The 19,790-nt window shown below is 38.2% G+C and carries 19 protein-coding genes and 2 riboswitches; of the genes, 7 read left to right on the plus strand and 12 right to left on the minus strand.

Annotation, left to right across the window (positions count from 1 at the left end; translation table 11 throughout):
• Positions 1–518: 518 nt before the first annotated feature.
• The 3 genes from GSA01S_RS01510 to GSA01S_RS01520 all read right to left on the minus strand — a co-directional run bounded on the left by GSA01S_RS01510 (position 519) and on the right by GSA01S_RS01520 (position 3,146).
• Positions 519–1,823, minus strand: a complete 1,305-nt coding sequence (locus tag GSA01S_RS01510) for a pyrimidine-nucleoside phosphorylase (protein WP_066124146.1) — start codon at positions 1,821–1,823, stop codon at positions 519–521.
• Positions 1,824–1,908: 85 nt separating this feature from the next.
• Positions 1,909–2,592 carry a ribose-5-phosphate isomerase RpiA gene (gene rpiA / locus GSA01S_RS01515; protein WP_066124148.1) on the minus strand — a complete coding sequence of 228 codons (684 nt, stop codon included), beginning with the start codon at positions 2,590–2,592 and terminating at the stop codon, positions 1,909–1,911.
• Positions 2,589–3,146, minus strand: a complete 558-nt coding sequence (locus GSA01S_RS01520; protein WP_066124151.1) for a flavodoxin domain-containing protein — start codon at positions 3,144–3,146, stop codon at positions 2,589–2,591. Before GSA01S_RS01520 ends, rpiA begins: the two co-directional genes overlap by 4 nt.
• A gap of 159 nt (positions 3,147–3,305) precedes the next feature.
• On the opposite strand from GSA01S_RS01520, the gene GSA01S_RS01525 reads away from it, so the two are divergent.
• The gene (locus tag GSA01S_RS01525; protein ID WP_066124153.1) at positions 3,306–3,983 is read left to right on the plus strand and encodes a CpXC domain-containing protein; all 678 of its coding nucleotides are present in this window, start codon (positions 3,306–3,308) and stop codon (positions 3,981–3,983) included.
• 469 nt (positions 3,984–4,452) lie between these two features.
• Here GSA01S_RS01525 and upp read toward each other — a convergent pair whose 3' ends face one another.
• The 8 genes from upp to tenA form a co-directional block, all read right to left on the minus strand.
• On the minus strand, positions 4,453–5,091 hold the full coding sequence (gene upp / locus GSA01S_RS01530; protein ID WP_066124156.1) for a uracil phosphoribosyltransferase: 639 nt from the start codon (positions 5,089–5,091) through the stop codon (positions 4,453–4,455).
• A gap of 34 nt (positions 5,092–5,125) precedes the next feature.
• Positions 5,126–6,352, minus strand: coding sequence for a serine hydroxymethyltransferase (glyA, locus tag GSA01S_RS01535; protein ID WP_066124158.1), 1,227 nt, complete (start codon positions 6,350–6,352; stop codon positions 5,126–5,128).
• A 64-nt stretch (positions 6,353–6,416) separates the two neighbouring features.
• Entirely contained in the window at positions 6,417–7,445 is a 1,029-nt protein-coding gene (locus GSA01S_RS01540; protein ID WP_066124160.1) for an L-threonylcarbamoyladenylate synthase, read from the minus strand.
• 4 nt (positions 7,446–7,449) lie between these two features.
• Positions 7,450–8,310 carry a peptide chain release factor N(5)-glutamine methyltransferase gene (prmC, locus tag GSA01S_RS01545; RefSeq protein WP_066124163.1) on the minus strand — a complete coding sequence of 287 codons (861 nt, stop codon included), beginning with the start codon at positions 8,308–8,310 and terminating at the stop codon, positions 7,450–7,452.
• Complete coding sequence (prfA, locus tag GSA01S_RS01550) at positions 8,294–9,373, minus strand: peptide chain release factor 1 (RefSeq protein WP_066124165.1); 1,080 nt, start codon at positions 9,371–9,373, stop codon at positions 8,294–8,296. The genes prmC and prfA overlap by 17 nt, the downstream gene beginning before the upstream one ends.
• 12 nt (positions 9,374–9,385) lie before the next feature.
• Positions 9,386–9,958, minus strand: coding sequence for a thymidine kinase (locus GSA01S_RS01555; protein ID WP_066124166.1), 573 nt, complete (start codon positions 9,956–9,958; stop codon positions 9,386–9,388).
• Positions 9,959–10,462: 504 nt separating this feature from the next.
• Positions 10,463–11,005, minus strand: a complete 543-nt coding sequence (gene thiW, locus GSA01S_RS01560; RefSeq protein ID WP_373276898.1) for an energy coupling factor transporter S component ThiW — start codon at positions 11,003–11,005, stop codon at positions 10,463–10,465.
• 31 nt (positions 11,006–11,036) lie between these two features.
• Positions 11,037–11,714, minus strand: coding sequence for a thiaminase II (tenA, locus tag GSA01S_RS01565; RefSeq protein WP_066124170.1), 678 nt, complete (start codon positions 11,712–11,714; stop codon positions 11,037–11,039).
• 103 nt (positions 11,715–11,817) lie between these two features.
• Positions 11,818–11,914, minus strand: a riboswitch (TPP riboswitch).
• A gap of 663 nt (positions 11,915–12,577) precedes the next feature.
• A riboswitch (TPP riboswitch) is annotated at positions 12,578–12,684 on the plus strand.
• A gap of 99 nt (positions 12,685–12,783) precedes the next feature.
• Here tenA and GSA01S_RS01570 point away from each other — a divergent pair.
• From GSA01S_RS01570 to thiE, 6 genes are all read left to right on the plus strand, one after another.
• The gene (locus GSA01S_RS01570) at positions 12,784–13,527 is read left to right on the plus strand and encodes an ABC transporter ATP-binding protein (protein WP_066124172.1); all 744 of its coding nucleotides are present in this window, start codon (positions 12,784–12,786) and stop codon (positions 13,525–13,527) included.
• Entirely contained in the window at positions 13,520–14,293 is a 774-nt protein-coding gene (locus tag GSA01S_RS01575; RefSeq protein ID WP_066124175.1) for an ABC transporter permease, read from the plus strand. Before GSA01S_RS01570 ends, GSA01S_RS01575 begins: the two co-directional genes overlap by 8 nt.
• Positions 14,294–14,295: 2 nt before the next feature.
• Positions 14,296–15,282 carry an ABC transporter substrate-binding protein gene (locus GSA01S_RS01580; protein ID WP_066124177.1) on the plus strand — a complete coding sequence of 329 codons (987 nt, stop codon included), beginning with the start codon at positions 14,296–14,298 and terminating at the stop codon, positions 15,280–15,282.
• Positions 15,283–15,377: 95 nt separating this feature from the next.
• The gene (gene thiM / locus GSA01S_RS01585) at positions 15,378–16,229 is read left to right on the plus strand and encodes a hydroxyethylthiazole kinase (protein WP_066124180.1); all 852 of its coding nucleotides are present in this window, start codon (positions 15,378–15,380) and stop codon (positions 16,227–16,229) included.
• On the plus strand, positions 16,222–17,073 hold the full coding sequence (gene thiD / locus GSA01S_RS01590) for a bifunctional hydroxymethylpyrimidine kinase/phosphomethylpyrimidine kinase (RefSeq protein ID WP_101813274.1): 852 nt from the start codon (positions 16,222–16,224) through the stop codon (positions 17,071–17,073). Before thiM ends, thiD begins: the two co-directional genes overlap by 8 nt.
• Positions 17,066–17,761 (plus strand): thiamine phosphate synthase, encoded by a 696-nt coding sequence (thiE, locus tag GSA01S_RS01595; RefSeq protein WP_066124182.1) that lies wholly within the window; start codon positions 17,066–17,068, stop codon positions 17,759–17,761. Before thiD ends, thiE begins: the two co-directional genes overlap by 8 nt.
• A gap of 210 nt (positions 17,762–17,971) precedes the next feature.
• Here the strand turns inward: thiE and GSA01S_RS01600 are convergent, their stop codons facing one another.
• Positions 17,972–19,447 carry a carboxylesterase family protein gene (locus GSA01S_RS01600; RefSeq protein WP_066124184.1) on the minus strand — a complete coding sequence of 492 codons (1,476 nt, stop codon included), beginning with the start codon at positions 19,445–19,447 and terminating at the stop codon, positions 17,972–17,974.
• Positions 19,448–19,790 lie beyond the last annotated feature (343 nt).

A 19,790-nucleotide genomic window follows, 5' to 3' on the forward strand; every position in this document is an offset into this window, starting at 1 on the left:
CCTTTTTATTTTATCATTCTCTCGCCTAAAGAATAATCTTTCAAACGAACTTTGAAGTGGACTAGATCTAGAAAATCATCTTTAGTTCGCTTCATTTGTCTAGCATCGAAAAGTCTGGGCCACTCAAATACTGCACCATGAATGAATCAAGTTTAAATGTTAATATCCAACCTCTCGTTACTACTCTCCACAACCTTTTGTAATCTATTATTAATACCTGTTCAAAATGAACACATTTTAGCTCAATCTTGATTAAAAATCGCCCGTTTTTCGATAAAAAAAATTTTGTTTTTGAAAAAGTCTAAAAACCTATCCAAAATGAACAGGTCTGACAAATATTTTGGGTTTAAGACTAAAAAATACAGTCCTTTTCTAATCGAACTCCAATCATCTCTTTAGCAAATCCTATCCCCTATTCATTAAAGAATCAATTTATATAGAAACATCCTGAACCTCAACTTTCACCACATAAAAAAAGCTGAAAGACTTCTCCCTAGTCTTTCAGCATTGATTATTTATTAAGCTTCGGTTATCACTTCGTAGATGAGCGGTTCTTTTTTAGCAGAATCACTAATCGTTACCGCATCATACAAACGTTGTTTAACTTCTTCAACGTCTTCTCTATTACTATAAATCGTTAATAAGGCATCGCCTTTTTGTACTTTGTCGCCTACTTTTTTATGTAGAATTAAGCCAACAGCTGGATCAATCGTATCTTCTTTCGTTTCACGACCCGCACCTAAAACCATTGCCGCTTCGCCCACTTTATTCGCGACCCAATTACTTACCACACCGTCTGTTAAAGCTGGCAAATCAATCTTATATTGGGCTTGTGGTAATAAGGTGACATCGTCAGCAATCTTTTCATTGCCACCTTGATGTTTGATAAATTGTTTAAAGGTTGCTAAAGCCTGTCCATTCTCAATTTGAGTTTGTAACATCTCTTTACCTTCTTCTAATGTTGATACTTTATTAGCCGCCATCAACATTTGCGCCCCTAAAACTAAACATAATTCTAGTAAATCAGCCGGTCCTTGTCCTTTTAAGGTTTGAATCGCTTCTTCCACTTCTAAGGCATTTCCAATCGCATACCCCAATGGTTCATTCATATTCGAGATAACAGCTAAAGTTTTACGACCGACTTGGTTCCCGATTTTTACCATGGTTCGAGCCAATTTTTCTGCTTCTTCAACCGTCTTCATAAAGGCCCCTTCACCGACTTTTACGTCCAAAACAATCGCATCGGCACCTGCCGCAATCTTTTTACTCATGATGGAACTGGCAATTAAGGGAATCGATTGAACGGTACCGGTCACATCACGTAAAGCATATAATTTTTTATCCGCTGGCGTTAAATTCCCTGATTGTCCGACAACGGCTACTTTATGTTGATTGACCAAGTCAATAAATTCTTCGATTGGAATTTCATAACGAAAGCCTTCAATAGCTTCGAATTTATCGACGGTTCCACCTGTATGTCCTAATCCACGTCCACTCATTTTTGCTACTGGTACGCCACATGAAGCGACTAATGGTGCTAAAACCAAGGTCGTAGTATCGCCGACACCCCCGGTAGAATGTTTATCGACTTTGACCCCTTCAATGGCTGACAAATCAATTTGGTCGCCACTTTCAGCCATGGCCATTGTTAAGTAACTGGCTTCTTCCTCGGTCATGCCTTTAAAATAAATAGCCATCGCAAAGGCACTCATTTGGTAATCAGGGATACGTCCATCAGTAAAACCTTCAATAATAAAGCGAATTTCAGCTTCTGTTAAAGCTTGTCCTGCTTGTTTCTTTTCAATTAATTCAACCATTCTCATTTTATTCACGTCCTTATTTTCAACTTATCTAGTTGTACTAGGCTTCATTGACAGCTCCTAATACTTTTAAATCTACCACTAAATCTTATTGTTGACCTTCAATCACTTCAACCGTCCCATCGTTTTTGGCTACTAAAATACGATTCGGATAGTTAATGAATAATCCATGTTCCACAACCCCTACCATCGATTTTAACTCGTGGGCAACTTGTTGTGGTTGATCGATTCTACCTAAGTGTAAATCAATGATATAGTTACCTGAGTCGGTCACAAATAATGAATCTTTACCCTTTTTACGGAAAGATGGGTTCATGCCAGCATTTTCAAAGGCTCTAAAAATATTCCAACTGCCTGTTTGAATCACTTCTACTGGTAAAGGAAAGGTACCTAAATAATCGACGACCTTTTCTTCTGTTACTATCCAAATAATTTCATGACTATTTTCAGCGACGATTTTCTCGATTAAGTGAGCACCACCGCCACCTTTAATGCCTGACATCGAAGGTAAACATTCATCTGCACCATCCACTAATAAATCAATGGAATTAACTTCATCCAATTGTGCTAGTGGAATACCCAATTCTCGTGCTTGTATTTCGGTTTGTTTGGAAGTAGGAACGCCCACAATATTTGGCAATTCACCGTTTTTAACTCTTTGTCCCACTTCATCAACAAACCAGTAGGCGGTTGATCCTGTTCCTAAGCCTACTACCATCCCATCTTGAACATATTCAGCTGCCTTGCGTCCGACTAATTCCTTTGGATTCATTCCTCAAGCTCCTTTTCATTTCTTAAGATTTTATGTGCCCAATCAATTAATAAAATAGTATTTTCTTTATCTGTAAAATCATAAGTCGTACCATATTTACGCAGTAATCTTTCATTGTCATCATCTAATGGTACATGATCAATCGATGCCAAGCGCTTTTGTTTTACTTTTGATACCAGACTCTCCATTAACAGTAAGCGTTTAAATTGAATCGCTCCACGATAATGGAAGAATTCGACCTTCTCAATGGTTGCATCTTCAAAGTTATTGTCTAATATATCTTTAAAGTCGGTTAACTTAGGATTGGATAATCCCACTGTAAATAAAGCCCAATGTTTATCGGGATATTGTTTAACCCATTGTTCATATATGGTTGCGTCAGATAATTGACCTTCCAATAAGCAAGAACCTAAGATAATAATGTCATAACTAGCCAAGTCTTCTACTGAAACTTGAGCACTATCCACCACAGGGCAGCGTAATTTTTTTGAAATTTCAATTGCATATTTTTCAGTCGAACCGTAACGAGAACTATGAATCACGATTATCTCCATCCATTATCACCTCTGTTTTGAAAATACTTTCACGTTTACCATTATATCATATAGCAGATTGTTTCTAAAAGCTAGTATTCTATCAATTTTTTTAAAATCGTTTAGGTATTAACTAATTTCTGTTATAATGATATTAACTTAGAAAAAAGGAGAGAGTTTATGGCACCAAAAATGAAATTTAAATGTCCCGTTTGTCATCATGAAATAGAAAGACAATTCGATATCGCCATTAACACCCGTTTAAACCCTGATTTAAAAGAAAAATTATTAGACGGTACTTTATTATTATTTGAATGCGAACATTGTGGCGCTAAGCGTCATATTTCATCTCAGTTCTTATATCATGACCCAGACAAAAAACTACTGTTCCATGTTGCACCGCAATATAATGAACAACGTGAAGCGATTCAAGCACAATTAAATGATTTAATTAATAGTTTTCCCGTTTCAGTTGATGATTATGAAATGCGTATTATGTTAAATATGGCTGATTTAATGGAAAAAGTGCAAATTTTTGATTATGGTTTTAAAGATACTGAAATTGAGATGGTTAAAATGTTAACCGATGGCTTATTCGCCAAAGAAAATCCTACTGCTCAAGTGAAAAATCGTTACTTCTTCATTAATCAAGAAGGTCAACCAAAGTTTTTATATGTAACGGATACTAACCAACTGATGGTCGATTGCCATGAACGATTACTGACTTTCATTCGCGATAAATTTAAACGTGCTTTGAAACAAGATACTAAAGGTCATTTCCGCATTATTAATCATGCATGGGCAGAAAATATTTTACAAAATAAAGAACCGGAAGGTTTTATCTTACCAGAAGATTAAGCACATTTCTCAGCTAAATGATTTAAAAAGTGAGGCTTAGGAAACACGGCTATTTCCATTTGGTTTCATCTTATTGATAGTGCAGTGGTTGAGAGATTTTAAATTATGTGGAAGTAGGCTGACGAAGCGAGAATCATCCGATTGTCGACTTCTTGCCTACTCGCACTTTTTTTATTTTCTTCACTGCTCATCACCATTAAGTTGGATGCCTAGTCGCTTCTCTAATGTGCGTCATCATGTGGCATAACCTTAAAATGCTATTAGCGTTTAGCTACTTTGGAACAGCATTCTTCAATGCGAACATAGACGCAAGATTTCCCTATAGATTGACCCATTCGTTTTTGCTATTATTTTCAAAAAGAAAAACCTTGTTCAGTGCAATTTATAAAGTGAACACCCAAAATTTTTAGTTAGAGACCAAGCTAACTGTGGGTTTTCACATTGCACCTGACAAGGTTTTTAATATTTATTATTTGGTACCAAAGATTCTATCCCCAGCATCACCTAAACCTGGTAAGATATAACCATGCTCGTTTAAGCGTTCATCTAAGGCAGCCGTATATAAGTCCACATCTGGGTAAGCTTCTTGGAAGGCTTTAACACCTTCTGGAGCAGAAACTAAACAGACGAAGGTAATATTTTCTGGTTGCACATTGTATTTGCTCGTTAATAAATCTAAGGCAGCAATCGCTGAACTACCGGTTGCTAACATTGGGTCAACAACAAATAGACGACGTTCACTAATATCTTGAGGGAATTTAGCAAAATATTCGACTGCTTCTAAAGTATCTTCATCACGGTATAAACCAATATGACCAATTCTAGCGGCTGGAATTAAGTCTACCATGCCGTCCACCATTCCTAAACCAGCACGTAAGATCGGGATAATTGCTAATTTTTTACCAGCAATTTGTTTTTGAACTGATTTTACTAATGGGGTTTCGATTTCTACGTCTTCTAATGGTAAATCACGGGTAATTTCATACGCCATTAACATCGCGATTTCATTGGTCACCTCACGAAATTGTTTCGTTGAAGTATTTTTATCACGAATAATTGTTAATTTATGTTGAATGAGTGGATGATCTACTACTTGAAATTTTGCCAAAATAATTCCTCCTTAATTTTTGCTTATATACTTTTTATGCCCAAGCAAACATCGGCCAATCTTTAACAAACTCAATGACCTGCTCATGTAATGTTGCTAATTCTGATTCATCGGCTTTTAATGCTGCTAGCATCATTTCTGCAATTTGAATTGCGTCTGCTTCTTTTGCGCCACGAGTCGTAATAGCTGCGGCACCAATACGGATACCACTTGTTTGAACAAATGATTTAGTATCATTTGGAATTGAGTTTTTATTAACCGTGATGCCCACTTTATCTAAACGTTCTTGGGCCCATTTACCAGTAATCCCTAATGGCGTCACATCTACTAAGAAGAGGTGATTATCCGTGCCACCTGAGATGACATTCAATTCGCTTTGACTGAATACTTTTGCCATTGCTTCCGTATTTTTAATCACTTGTGCGGCATATTCTTTAAATGATGGATCTAAGGCTTCACCGAAAGCGACTGCCTTAGCCGCAATCACATGTTCTAATGGTCCACCTTGAGTTCCTGGGAAAATAGCTGAGTTAATTGCTTTTTCATGTTCTGCTTTGCCTAAAATAATTCCCCCACGTGGTCCACGTAATGTTTTATGGGTGGTACTGGTGACCACATCCGCATAAGGTACTGGATTTTGATGTAAGCCTGCGGCTATCAGTCCGGCAATATGCGCCATGTCTACAAAATAAATCGCACCTACTTTTTTGGCAATTTGACCGATCCGTTCAAAATCAATTGCTCTTGAGTATGCACTAGCACCTGCAATAATCATTTTTGGTTGGCATTCTTCAGCTTTCTTTTCTAAAGCATCATAATCAATATAACCGGTTTCGTCGACACCATAGCTATACATTTCGTAAGATTGGCCACTAAAGTTAACCGGTGATCCATGGGTTAAATGTCCACCTTGGGCTAAATCCATTCCTAATACGCGGTCACCCGGTTCTAAGAAAGCACGATACACCGCTAAGTTGGCTGATGAACCTGAATGTGGTTGCACATTAGCAAAGTCAGCGCCAAATAATTTTTTCACACGATCAATCGCTAGTTGTTCTAGTTGATCAATATATTCACAGCCACCATAATAGCGACGGCCTGGATAACCTTCTGCATACTTATTGGTTAAAATACTGCCTTGTGCTTTTAACACTTCATCGGAAACAAAATTTTCTGATGCTATCAATTCAATGCCATTTTTTTGGCGATTGGCTTCTTTATTAATTAAGTCAAAAACGATACTATCTTTCATCATTTGCATACCCCCGTTTCTTCAACATATTATAACATAGATTAAAGTCGATGCCACTTATCATTTCATCATTTTATAAAAAAGTTTGAGTCAAATCAGCTGCTTTTCTCAAACGATTCATCATCGCATGACTGGCTGGTGAGTCTGGGAAGCCCTGTGCGACAATAACCTGTGCGCTTGTTTGTTCTAGGGCTCTTAAGCCGGCATATAATTGTTGGGTAGCTGAGACTAAATCCCCTTTTGCGCCATAAGAATGAGTAGCCACTATCTGTGAGTCATTACTAAGCACTTGAAGGACGGATTCATCTGCTAATAAGGCTACTGGTTGTTCTAAATCTTGAATATATTGTAAGAATTGCTGTGAATCATCTGATATTAAAACATGAACCGGTTGTTTAGGGCTATAATGCGTGTATTTAACTCCAGGGGACAAAACGCTCGTATCTTTTAACTGTTCTTCCGCTGTTTTTTCTTCGACTTGATAACCTAACGCTCTTAAATCTTCTTTCGTAATCGCACCTGGACGTAAAATGTTGATGACCCCTGCTCGTGGCAAGACGACCGTCGATTCAACACCCACAGCTAATAACTTTTCGCTTGGTTCGACTATGCCTGCAATTTCTCCTTGAAAGTCATGATAAACATGTTCCACGGCAGTTGGACTTGGTTTACCTGATTTATTAGCACTGGGTCCGACTAATGGAATACCTGTAGCCTTGATTAGGGCTAAAGCTTCTGGATTGTCAGGCATTCTGACAGCGACGGTTTCTTGTCCGGGGGTTACACTTGGGGCTAATACACCGGGTTTTTGTGGGAAAATAATCGTCAAGGGGCCCGGCCAAAATTGCTTCATTAATTGTGCCGCAATTTCAGGCACTTCTGCCACATATTCTGCCACTTGTTCAATGCTACTCACATGCACAATTAAGGGATTGTCTTGCGGACGACCTTTGGTAGTAAAGACACTGCTAACAGCGGCTTCGTTGGTCGCCATGGCTCCCAAACCAAAGACAGTTTCCGTTGGGAAAGCCACTAAATGCCCGGCTTTTAATTGGGCGGCTGCTTCATTTATTTGTTCTTTTTGATAAATTTTGGTTTCCATTGCTTCACCCCTCCTGAGTATCGATTTTAATATAGCGATCTAAACCGTTTAAATCTTGATGAACACTTATAATAGCATTATGAAATGTCTTTTGAAAAATTACTTGGACAGCGCTAGCTTGTTTAAAGCCTATTTCTAACAAGATTTGACCATTGACTGATAAGAACGATGGCAATGTTTCGGCTAGCCGCTGATAAATAGCGAGACCTTGTTGCTCAGCAAAAAGTGCTGTCGCGGGCTCAAAGCGTTTAACCGATTCATCCATTAAAGCTAACTCATCTTCAGCAATATAAGGTGGATTGGAGACAATTAAATCAAATTGACGTCCTGTTAAAGCAGACATTAAATCACTTTCAAGCCACTCTACTTGCACTTGATGATGCTGACCATTTTTCTGGGCTACTGCCAAAGCTGCTGGCGAAATATCAACCGCTGTTACTTGGTTTGGCGCTAATTGTTTAGCTAATTCAATCGCTATGATGCCACTCCCCGTTCCAATATCAAGCACTTTAGCTTGTGGATGTCTCTTTAAAAAATCACATCCCATTTCAATTAAACCGTAAGTGTCCTCTCGTGGAATTAAGGTGTCGGGCGTTACGTAGTATGTTTCACCAACAAAATCAGCTTTTCCTATAATATACTGAATAGGTTCATGTTGGGCTAATCGTTTTAACACTTCGTTAAAGCGCATCGCTTGTTGATCATTAATCGGCATTTTTAAGTTTAAAATCAATTGAGTATAATTCCAATCAAATGTTCGTTGCCAATAATCTTTAATCGGACTGTCGTTAATGCCGTTTTCTTGCAAAAAAACTGAAGCCCTATGGAGAGCTTCAGCTAAAGTCATTTTAGAGCTTAGGACCATTGAATTCCTCCAATTTTTGAGTTTGGTCATACATGACTAAGCTATCGATAATTTCGTCTAATTTCCCATTTAAGATTGAATCTAATTGTTGGATGGTTAAACCAATACGGTGATCCGTCACCCTGTTTTGCGGGAAATTATAAGTACGAATACGTTCAGAACGATCCCCTGTTCCGACTGCTAACTTACGAGAAGCATCAATTTCAGATTGAGCTTCTGATTGTATTTGGTCAAAGACGCGAGCACGCAATACTTTCATCGCTTTTTCACGGTTTTTCAATTGTGAACGTTCATCTTGCATCGCTACTACAGTATTAGTAGGGATATGCGTTAAACGTACAGCTGAAGCTGTTTTGTTAACGTGCTGTCCACCCGCACCTGAGGCATGATAAATATCCACCCGAATATCATTTTCATTTAATTCGAAATCAATATCTTCAACTTCAGGCATGACCACGACTGTAGCCGTAGAAGTATGAACTCGTCCTTGTGATTCCGTTTCTGGGACACGTTGGACACGGTGAGCACCATTTTCGAATTTTAATTTACTATATACTTTATGACCAGAAATCATAATGGATACTTCTTTATAACCACCGATACCGGTAATATTTGCATCCAAGACTTCCACATTCCATCCTTGGCTATCGGCATATTTGGTGTACATATTTAGTAAGTCGCCAGCGAATAATTGCGCTTCGTCACCACCAGCGGCACCACGAATTTCCATGATGATGTTTTTGCCATCATTTGGATCTTCTGGTAACATCATAATTTTAATTTCTTCTTGTAAGCTTTCACGTTCTTCTTTTAATTCCGCTAATTCCATTTTAGCCATTTCGGCCATTTCTGCATCAAGGCCTTCATTTAACATTTCTTCGGTATCCGCTAATTCTTGTTCTACTTGCTTATAGCGACGGATTTTTTCAACTTTTGGACGTAAATCACTTTCTTCAATTGTTAATTCACGCAAACGATTGGTATCGGCAATGACCGATGGGTCACTTAATAATTCTAATATTTCTTCAAAACGAAAAATTAGTGTATCTAATTGTTCAAACATAAAATTCCCCTTCTATTTTAACTCTCCTGGTTGGAAATAACATTTTCGGCAGACAGGTAAATATGATTCATTACCGCCAATTTGAATTTGTTCCCCTTCGTAAACGGGTTCGCCGTCAACAAAGCGTAAGTTCATCATGGCTTTTTTATGACAGAACCAACAAATGGTTTTAATCTCTTCAATTTTATCAGCATATAATAATAAATACTTCGAACCTTCGAAAAGTTCATTTGTAAAATCATTTTTTAATCCAAATGCCATCACTGGAATATCTAACTCATCTACGACTCGAGCTAATTGTAGCACGTGTTCCTTGTTTAAAAATTGCGCTTCATCGACTAAAATACAATAGCGGTGTCCTAATGCTTTAATACTTTCAAATAAATCCATGTCGTCCGTAATCGGAATCGCTTGACGCTGATAGCCAGTCCGACTCGCGACTGTTCCTACGGAAGTTCTAGTATCTAGAGCGCTCGTAAAAATTTCCACCTGTTTATTTTGTTCTTCATAATTATGAGCTACTTTAATAATTTCAAGTGATTTTCCACTATTCATCGCCCCATATTTGAAAAAGAATTGTGCCATTAATAAGCCCTCCTCGTTACTACTTTCAACTATTCATAATAAAAGAAAAAAACATTCTAGTCAATTGCTAAGAGCGTAATTTAAGTAGTTTTATCCGATGAAGGCGGTTCATAATGATTCTATCTATTAATCTAGAGTGCCCCTCTAGCCGAAAGTGTATGTTAAGGTGAAATTATTTTTTGTTTTTTCGTTAAAACAGCTTCGATAATAATTTGTTCAATAAAATATCTTTAACACGCCTTGGCAAATGAGGTCAACTGGTCATTCCATTAAACAAACCTTGTTTTCTAATATAGGTAAACATCCAGCCTAATGCCCGCAAACTAGCTAGTTTCTTACAAAAAAGAGTAGGACTCACTCAATTGAATAGTGGTCGCATCATATTGTGCCCTTGTTCCCACAAAAAAGAGTAGGCCTCGATAGTAAAAATTAAAGAATTTTCACTATTTGCCTACTCTCGCAAAATTAACCTGATGTTATATAAGATTTTTCATATTGAAAAAGTTAACGACCATTTTGGCTACTTAAAACACGCTCATTATCTGTCAGGAACAATTGTTGCATACGATGAAAAGCTGATAATTTGTTAAGTCTTTCATACAAGACAAAAGCTGCTATCGCTCCCATTACACAAGCTCCCATAAAACGGGGTGTATAAATCAACCAGTGTAAATCCGTTTTGACCCCGGTAAACCAAACCATAACCGGGTAACTTAATAATGATCCTACGACACCCGTTCCGATAAATTCACCTAGCGCTGCCGCCCAGAAATTACGTGTCTTCCAATAACCTAATCCTGCAAATAATGCTCCAAAAACAGCACCAGTTAAGGCTAATGGCGGAATCCCCATCATTAACATACGAATAATACCACAGATTAAAGCCATTAAAAAGGTATATAAAGGGCTCATAAAACTGGCTGCAATAATATTAATTACACTCGACATCGGTGCCATCCCTTCAATTCGTAAAATTGGTGATAACACCACGTCTAAGGCAATCATCAGTGATAAAATCATTAGTTTTTGAGTTTGTTTATGTGTAATTATTTGAATCATTCCCTCTCATTATGAATTGTTATTTTTCGTATTGGGTTTCCCAATCTTCACCGTCATAGCACATCGTCCAGAATTGATATTCATAGTAAGACGTTTTAATAATGATTTCTTCTAGACGTTCTAAGGTTGCTTCTGGTAAATCTTTCGCCATTTCGTCCATTAAATTTTTCATATCAGTTGCTAAAGTTTGGAATTCTTCTCCTGCATACATATCGATCCATTGTTGATAAGGATTATTTTCAGGACTTACTTTTGCTAAGGCTTCGCCGACATAAGCGTATGACCAAGCACAAGTTAATAAGGCCGTTACCGCATATTCTGCTCCGCCTGCTTGGGCATGATTCAACATATAAGAAGTATAGGCTGTATTGGTTGGCCACATTTTTGTTTGTAATAATTCTGCTTCACTAATTCCAAATTGAGCTGAAAATTGACGATGTAACTCCATTTCCATCTCTAAGGTCCCAAATAATGCTTTTGAAAAACTACGCATCATCGATAAATCAGTTGACTTGGCCACGCCTAAAGCCATTAATTTTGAATATTCCACTAAATAAACATAGTCTTGCGTTAACCAACGTTGAAACTTCTCTTTAGCCAGCGTACCTTCTCCCAATCCTTTTACAAATGGGTGTTCTAAATATGATGCCCAAATCGATTCAACTTTTGGATACACACGCTTAGTAAATTTTGTCATGACGCTATTCCTCCTTATATTTTAGGAACAAAAAAATACCCACCTTTAAAAATAAAGTGTGCGCATTAAATCGGATGCAGTCTAACAAAAATTAAACTAGCTGATTAAATTAGGCACACTTCCCTACGTCAGTATTAACTGAATCAGGTTCAAAGGGTCAATTTCTCTCTCAGCATTTTCATGCTCCCCTAGTGTCACTAATAGACTAGCAAATTAATGTTGGATTGTAAAGGGGGAGTCATCTTTATTAAATACGGGGTTGAACCAAAACTTGATAAATGCAGTCAAGTTATTGCGCGGTAATAAAAAGCGCAGGGGCGATCGGTCTCAACCTGCATCGTAATGAGGTTAGTGATAAACTTTATAATCAACAGCGTTATTTCTCACTCATTATAAACGCAATGGTTGAGTGGAAGTAGGCAGAAGAAAATATCACTTGGTTTTCTACTTCTAGTCTAGCCTCAACTGTGCAGGAATAGGCAGACGAAGTGAAAATCATCTAATTTTCTACTACTGGCCCACTCCCTTACTACTGGTAATTAATCAAAGATAAACATAATCGATATTCTATCCCCATCGCCTTTCTGGTCAATAGGTCATCGTAGTTTCCACTCTTATTTTGGTCAGTGGTCAATCGGACGTCGTAATGAATCATCCTAATTTGATTCATTGGAAACAGCAGCCTTAACCTTTTAATACAAGTAGCACACAGCACCTTGCTTATATTACTTTTTTATAAGTCATGAATTCAATCCTTTGTTCAACTTATCTGCTTGACATTAACTATTACTTGATTTATTCTAATAGACAGATAGAGTTTCTTTGTGAAATCAAAGGGTCTCTTTTAACAATTGAATCCATTTATTTTAAACTAGGGGAGCCAATGCGCTGAGAGTAGGTTTCTGAAATGTTCCTTGACCCTTGACCTGATGTAGTTAGTACTACCGTAGGGATGTTTACAATTTTGTTTTACTGTACACATTTTGATCAGTCAAGACTCAGTATGCTTTGGGCCGGTTTCTTAGAAACGGGTCTTTTTTTTGAGCAAATGGATAGAAAGGAGTTTTGGATGATTGAAATAAAAAACGTCTCATTTACCTACCCCGACTTTAAAGGCGAGAAGACATTACAAAATGTCAACCTCAACTTTCCTAAAGGTGAATTTATTTCGCTAATCGGTAAAAGCGGCAGTGGTAAGAGTACGCTATTTAAATTACTGACTACGCAATTTCAACCGGATGCAGGTCAAATTCTATTTGATGGACGACCGATTCAATTAGGTGATGTTGGTTATATGCCACAAAAAGATTTATTACTTCCTTGGGCGACCATTTTAGAAAATGTTAGATTAAGTGGCAAACTTGATAAGCAACATCCTGTTTCAAAAGAAAAAGCGTTAGAATGGCTCGATAAGGCGGGTTTAAAAGAGTATGCCTATGCTCTACCGAAAGATCTATCAGGTGGAATGCGTCAGCGCGCCGCTTTCGTACGGACCATTCTGGCCAATAAGCCAGTACTACTGCTCGATGAACCTTTTGGAGCCTTAGACAGTTTTACGCAATATGAAATGCAACAATGGTTATTATCACTGTGGCAAGAATTAAATAAAACGATTGTTTTTATTACGCATAATATTGATGAAGCAGTGCTTTTAAGTAATCGAGTCTTTTTATTACAAAACTGGCATAATGGCGACGATACCCAAATCAAAGAGTGGCACATTGATTTGCCACGTCCACGACCGAAAGACATTCGTTATCATGCTCAATTTATTGAGTATAAAAAAGCTTTGGAGGTGGCCATCCATGAATAAACTACGACAGTTAATTCAACGTTACTGGCCTTTCCTATCTGTTTCAGCTGTTCTATTAGTCATTATCGAATGGGCGGTTGCTAGTGAATGGGTACCAAAGTTTATCATTCCGAGACCAAGTGATGTGATTAAAACCATCTTTATCCAAGCCCCACAACTATGGACGCACACTCAAGCAACTTTATTAGAAGTCATCGTAGGCGTAGCCTTTTCAATCGGACTTGGTTTATTGATTGGTATTCTACTCTATTATTCTGATTTTATCGAGCGGGCATTTTATCCTTTTGTCCTGATTTCGCAAACGATCCCGACCATCGCCTTGTCCCCCATCTTTGTACTGTGGTTTGGTTATAGTTTATGGACCAAAGTAGCGATTATCTTTTTGATTACCTTTTTCCCCGTCGTGGTGAGTGTCTTCGATGGCTTAAAACGAACGGATGAAGAGTATCTCGAATTATTCAGAGTGATGGGTGCTTCAAAATGGCTAATGTTTAGCCAATTACAATGGAAATTCGCGCTACCGTCTATCTACTCGGGTTTAAAAATGTCCGTTGTCTATTCTTTAATCGGGGCGGTCATTGGAGAATGGCTCGGTGGCTCTGAAGGGTTAGGTTATTATATTCGTCGAATGTCCAGTAGTATTAAATCTGAAGGCGTGTTTGCCGGTATTTTAGTGCTATCCTTAATTGGTATTCTATTATTTAACCTCGTCGGATTATTAGAAAATCGTTCATTAAAATATTTATATACAGAAAAGAGGAAATAAAAATGAAAAAATTAGTTGTCAGATGCTTAACTTTATTAATGGCCTTAACGGTGTTACCATGGATGCCACAATCAGTGCAAGCCGAAGAAAAGATGGATTTATCCTTAATGTTAGACTGGTATCCAAATGCGAACCATGTTCCAATCTATGTGGCGATTAAAGAAGGTTATTTTGAAGAAGAAGGATTAAACTTAACGATTAATATGCCTGCTGAAGCAGATGATCCAATTAAATTAGCCGGTGCTGGTCAAACGGATATTGCGGTGAGTTATCCAGCGGTATTAATGCAAGCAGTAGCTGAAGGTATTCCAGCGAAAGCCATCGGTTCATTAGTGCAACAACGTTTAGATGCTGTCATGTACAAAAAAGAGTCTGGTATTACGACTCCAAAAGATTTAGAAGGTAAAAAAGTAGGTTACTCAGCGACCACTATTTCTGAAAATATTATTGAAGCGATGATGGAACATGACGGTGCAAGTTATGACAAAGCGCAAATGGTTAATGTTGGATGGGACTTAATTCCTGCTTTAGCAACAGATAAAGTCGATGCATTAATTGGCGCTTATACTAATCACGAATTATTAATGTTACAAAAAGAAGGTTATGACGTGGATTACTTTGACTTCACAGAGTTTGGAGTGCCAGATTCCGATGAATTAATCTTCGTAGCGGGCAATGACACCATCGAAGCCAAAAAACCTGAACTACAAGCGTTTATGCGTGCATTGAAAAAAGGGTTTGATAAAGCATTAGAAGATCCTGAAGCAGCGATTGAAACGATTTTTGAAAATGAAGATAATGCTTATGTATTAGACAAAGAAATCGAAATTCAATCTTGGGCATTATTACAACATTACATGGTAAATAAAGGTGACTTTGGTAACTTAGTTGTTGATGACTATGTAGCCTTTGCGAAGTTCTTAGCTGATAAAGGTTCAATTGCTAAAGAATTAACAGCTGAAGAGTTAGTGGAAGATTTAAGTAAATAATCAAGATGAATGGAGGGTCAGTAGCAATCAGAAAATCAGTGGTTTTCAAATTAGCTACCCCCTCCTGTCTTTTATAATAGAAAGTTGGATAAGTTATGAACGAGCAAATGACGTTTTATCTCGAGCAAATCGTCAAACAAAACCCTTTAATCAATTGTTTAACTAATAAAGTGACCACCAATTTCCAGGCCAATGCCCTATTAGCCATTGGTGCTTCACCGATTATGACCGATGAACCGGACGCCAGTCCCTTAGTATCGGCTCAATCTCAAGCGATTGTCATTAATATCGGCTCCCCATTTAATCAAGATAAAATGGAGGCGATTGAGCTTTCCATAAAAGCGGCTAATGACAAACAAATTCCGGTCATCATCGATCCGGTAGGGGTAGCGGCACTTTCCAATCGGCTTGCCTATGTTGAACATTTATTAAGTGAATACGATATCGCCGCTGTTTGCGGTAATTATTCCGAAATTGCTGCCTTAGCTGGAGCGAAAAGTAATGGTAAAGGCGTGGATGGTGGTCATCCTGAAGGTGAAATGACCGATCATTTACTAAAAGTAGCCAACCTTTATCAAACAGTGGTGGTGGCCACTGGCAAAACTGATTATATCGCTAATCAAACGGTTGTCTATGCCCATCAATATGGCGATGCTTTACTCGGTTATGTGACCGGCACTGGTTGTGTCGCAACAACCATCGTCGCTGCTTTTATCAGTCAAGCACCTACGCCTGCTGACTATTTAACGGCAGCCACTTTAGCGACCGGATTTTATGCTTGGTGCGGAGGCCGTGCCGTTCAATTGACTACCGGACCTGGTGATTTACCGATTCATTTATTAAACCAATTATATGAACACTCGGTCAAAGCAAATGATAAAAAAACATATGATAACGAATTAACAAACCTAATTATTAAACAAGAAAGGATGTCAAGTAATGACTAATACACATTATCCAGTGGTCATGACCATTGCCGGCTCAGATAGTGGCGGTGGTGCTGGAATTCAAGCGGATTTAAAAACTTTTATGTCTTTAGAAACCTTTGGTACTTCTGCTTTAACGGCCGTAACGGTGCAAAACACTTTAGGGGTTCACGGCATTCAACCAATGGATTTAGAGATTATTAGTGGCCAAATTAATCATGTCGCGAGTGACTTCGAAATTCAAGCCGTCAAAACCGGTATGTTACATGATAGTCAAGTGATTCAAACAGTGGCTGAAGCCATTAAACAAAACAAACTGCAAACGCGCTTAGTGATCGATCCGGTGATGATTGCGAAAGGTGGTGCCTCTTTATTATTAGAAGAAGCTCAAAATACTTTACGCACACAGTTATTACCATTAGGAAAAGTAATTACTCCTAATATTCCAGAGGCGGAAGTTTTATCGGGCATTGCGATTACTAATGACCAAGAACGCCAACAAGCAGCTGAAAAATTATTAACCTTCGGTGTCGAAGCAGTCGTCATTAAAGGCGGTCATCGTTATTCAAAAGATAATTTAGCTGAAGATTATTTCCTCAATCAACAAGGCAAGACCTTCACCTTAACCAGTCCTCGTATTGAGACACCGCATACCCATGGTACTGGCTGTACTTTCTCAGCGGCTATTACGGCATTTTTAGCAAAAGGATTATCGGTTGAAGAAGCAGTCTATCATGCAAAAGCCTATATTCACGCTGCCATTAGTCACACGCTCGGTATCGGACACGGTCATGGCCCAACCAACCATTGGGCTTATGCAAAAGATCCACAAGCCGCATTGAAAGAGGTCACGATTCATGAATAGATGTCAATGGAGTACATTAAAAAAAGCGCCACAACAAGACGCTTTCCCTATTTATTTTATTTTAGGTACGCAACAATTTCCACAATTAGAAAAAGCTGCACAAATTGAAAAGTTTATGGCCGTGCTAACAGAAGCTTGCCAACATGGCATTCGTTATTTTCAATTCCGTGATAAAGATGGGTCCATTCTAACGGATATAGAGCGATTGGAGCTAGCACAAAAAGCACAAGCTATCTGTCAACAATACAATGTCATTTTTTTCATTAATGATGATGTTGAAATGGCCATTCAACTTCAAGCTGATGGCTTACATATCGGTCAAACAGATCCACAAGCACAAAAAGTACGCGACTTAATTGGTGATAATATGCTATTAGGCGTGTCTGCTCACACTGTCGAACAAGTGCAACAAGCGATTGATGACGGTGCCGATTATGTTGGCTGTGGACCGATTTTTACTACACAATCAAAAGTAAATGTCCGCCCGGCCATTGGTCCTGAATTATTCAGCCAATTACAAGCCGTCAATCCTGATTTTCCAGTTTTTGCGATTGGGGGCATACACTTAGATAATGTCGCACAAGTTCAAAAAATGAATCCTGATGCGATTTGCGTTATTTCTGAAATTAGCGCATCCAACGATATTGAGATGGCCATTCAACAATTAAGCCACTCTCAAACTATTTAATTATACGTATTACTTTTATAAACCTTTGGCATTTTTATAACCAGTGAATACTTTCCACACAGCTTTTATTTGCCATTCATTGATCCCGAATAAAATGCCAACAAATTTAACCTAGCAGACAACTGATAGTCAAGGCTGAACTTCTCATTGAAATCAGGTCCGGATTATCCTTCACTGCTAGGTTTTTTGTTACGCACTGGAACGCATTAATTATTTACCTAAATGTTCAATCGTCATGACATCGGGAATTTCATCAACATCTATTGCACCACTTTTAATAAAATCAGCTAATACCCCACGGAATTGACGTCCATAATAATCAACAGCTTCTTTGGTCATCCCTAAAAGAATTGGCGATTGCGGGTGATTATTGCCAAAAGCTAAACTCAAATCAATCGTATGGCTAGCTCCTAAGAGATGTCCTTCTCCCCAATGCATTAAATAATAATACATCGCTCTTTGCGAATTGGCATAACGTTGCGCAAAAGATTCCGCACCGTCTATAAAAATATCGTGTGACAATGTTTTTAATTTCTGTTCGATCAAGCGTTTAATGCCAGGTAAACTGCCCGCTAATTTTAAATAACTATCTTCGCCAATAAAAGCCGCCGCTTCACGTGTTGTGGCCCCAATTAACACATCTAAGCGTTGCGTAGCTTTTGTCCAAGCAGCTTCAGCCTCTTCCTTCGTTGGTAATGGATAAACGCCATAATGTGGTGCAAAGAACATGTTTTTGGCATAACCTTCTTCGTCTATATTGGCTATCATTTGATCTTGTTTCGCTAGTATTTCTTCAAGCGTCGCGTCGATTGGCAATTGGTTATAAGCTGCTAACATTTGACAATTCATTTCATTACGATCATCCATCGTCGCAAAAGGTGAACTGGCGATTATTACTTTTTGGAACAGTTCTTGTGTTCCTTGTGCAATCATTAAATATTGGACTGCATTGGCACCAGCCGATTCGCCGTAAAGCGTCACTTGTTGGTTATCGCCACCAAAATAGCCTATGTTACGATGAATCCATTTTAAAGCTTCTATTTGGTCTAATAATCCTAAATTAGCGAAATGTCCGTCACGGTCTCTTAAATAACCTAAAACGCCCAGACGATAACTAATACTCACCACAATTATACGATGTTCCGATACTAGTAATTGCGGGTCATAAGATTTTATATCGATACCTCCATTTCCATAACCACCACCATGAATCCATACTAACACTGGCAGTTTCTCATTTGGTTGAATATCTTTTGGCAATGTAATGGATAAATACTGTCCAAATTCATCTTGAGGAATCGCATCATATTGGACTCCACCATAGAACTCCTCAAATCCCGAACGATTTTGTACACTTAAAGGAGCGGGTGTCATCATATCAAAGATCCCTTCAGGATAGTTATACAATTCAGGAGCGCCGTAACGTTCTGAAATGGCATAACGAATTCCTTGTACGCGCAGAACCGTTTCATCTTCCCATCCTCTAAACGTGCCATTATCAGTCTGCCACTGTAGTTTTTGACGACTATTTTGACTGTTAATTAAATCTCTCATAGTCGGTTGAATCCGATAGGTACCTAATGGTAGTCGTTGTGCTAAATCGACTTTTTTATAAGTCCAAGCAGCTAATCCAAGTGCTCCTAAACTACTTAAGCCACCTAAGATAAATTTTTGGTATGTTTTCATATAATAGTCTCCCTCGATAAAAATTAATTGTCTCAATGTAAATTTATCATATCAAAATCCAGTTCGACTGACTAGCCTTAGGCGTTCATTAAAGCTATCACGTTCCGGGTAAACTCACGTACATTAGATGATCAAAAAACTATCATGTTCTCCCACCAACGCACTGGCATCAGTCATAAAAAATGAACAAAATCCGACAAACTAACTAGTATTAGCTTATCAAAACGCTATGATGCTACCAGACCAACACACTGGCATCAGTCGTAAAAAAAGGACAAAAACGCCCGAATGACCGGCATCAAACAATAAAAAAAGGACAAAATCGCCCGAATGACCGGCATCA

This window comes from Globicatella sanguinis NBRC 15551, from assembly GCF_001552295.1.
GTDB lineage: Bacteria > Bacillota > Bacilli > Lactobacillales > Aerococcaceae > Globicatella > Globicatella sanguinis.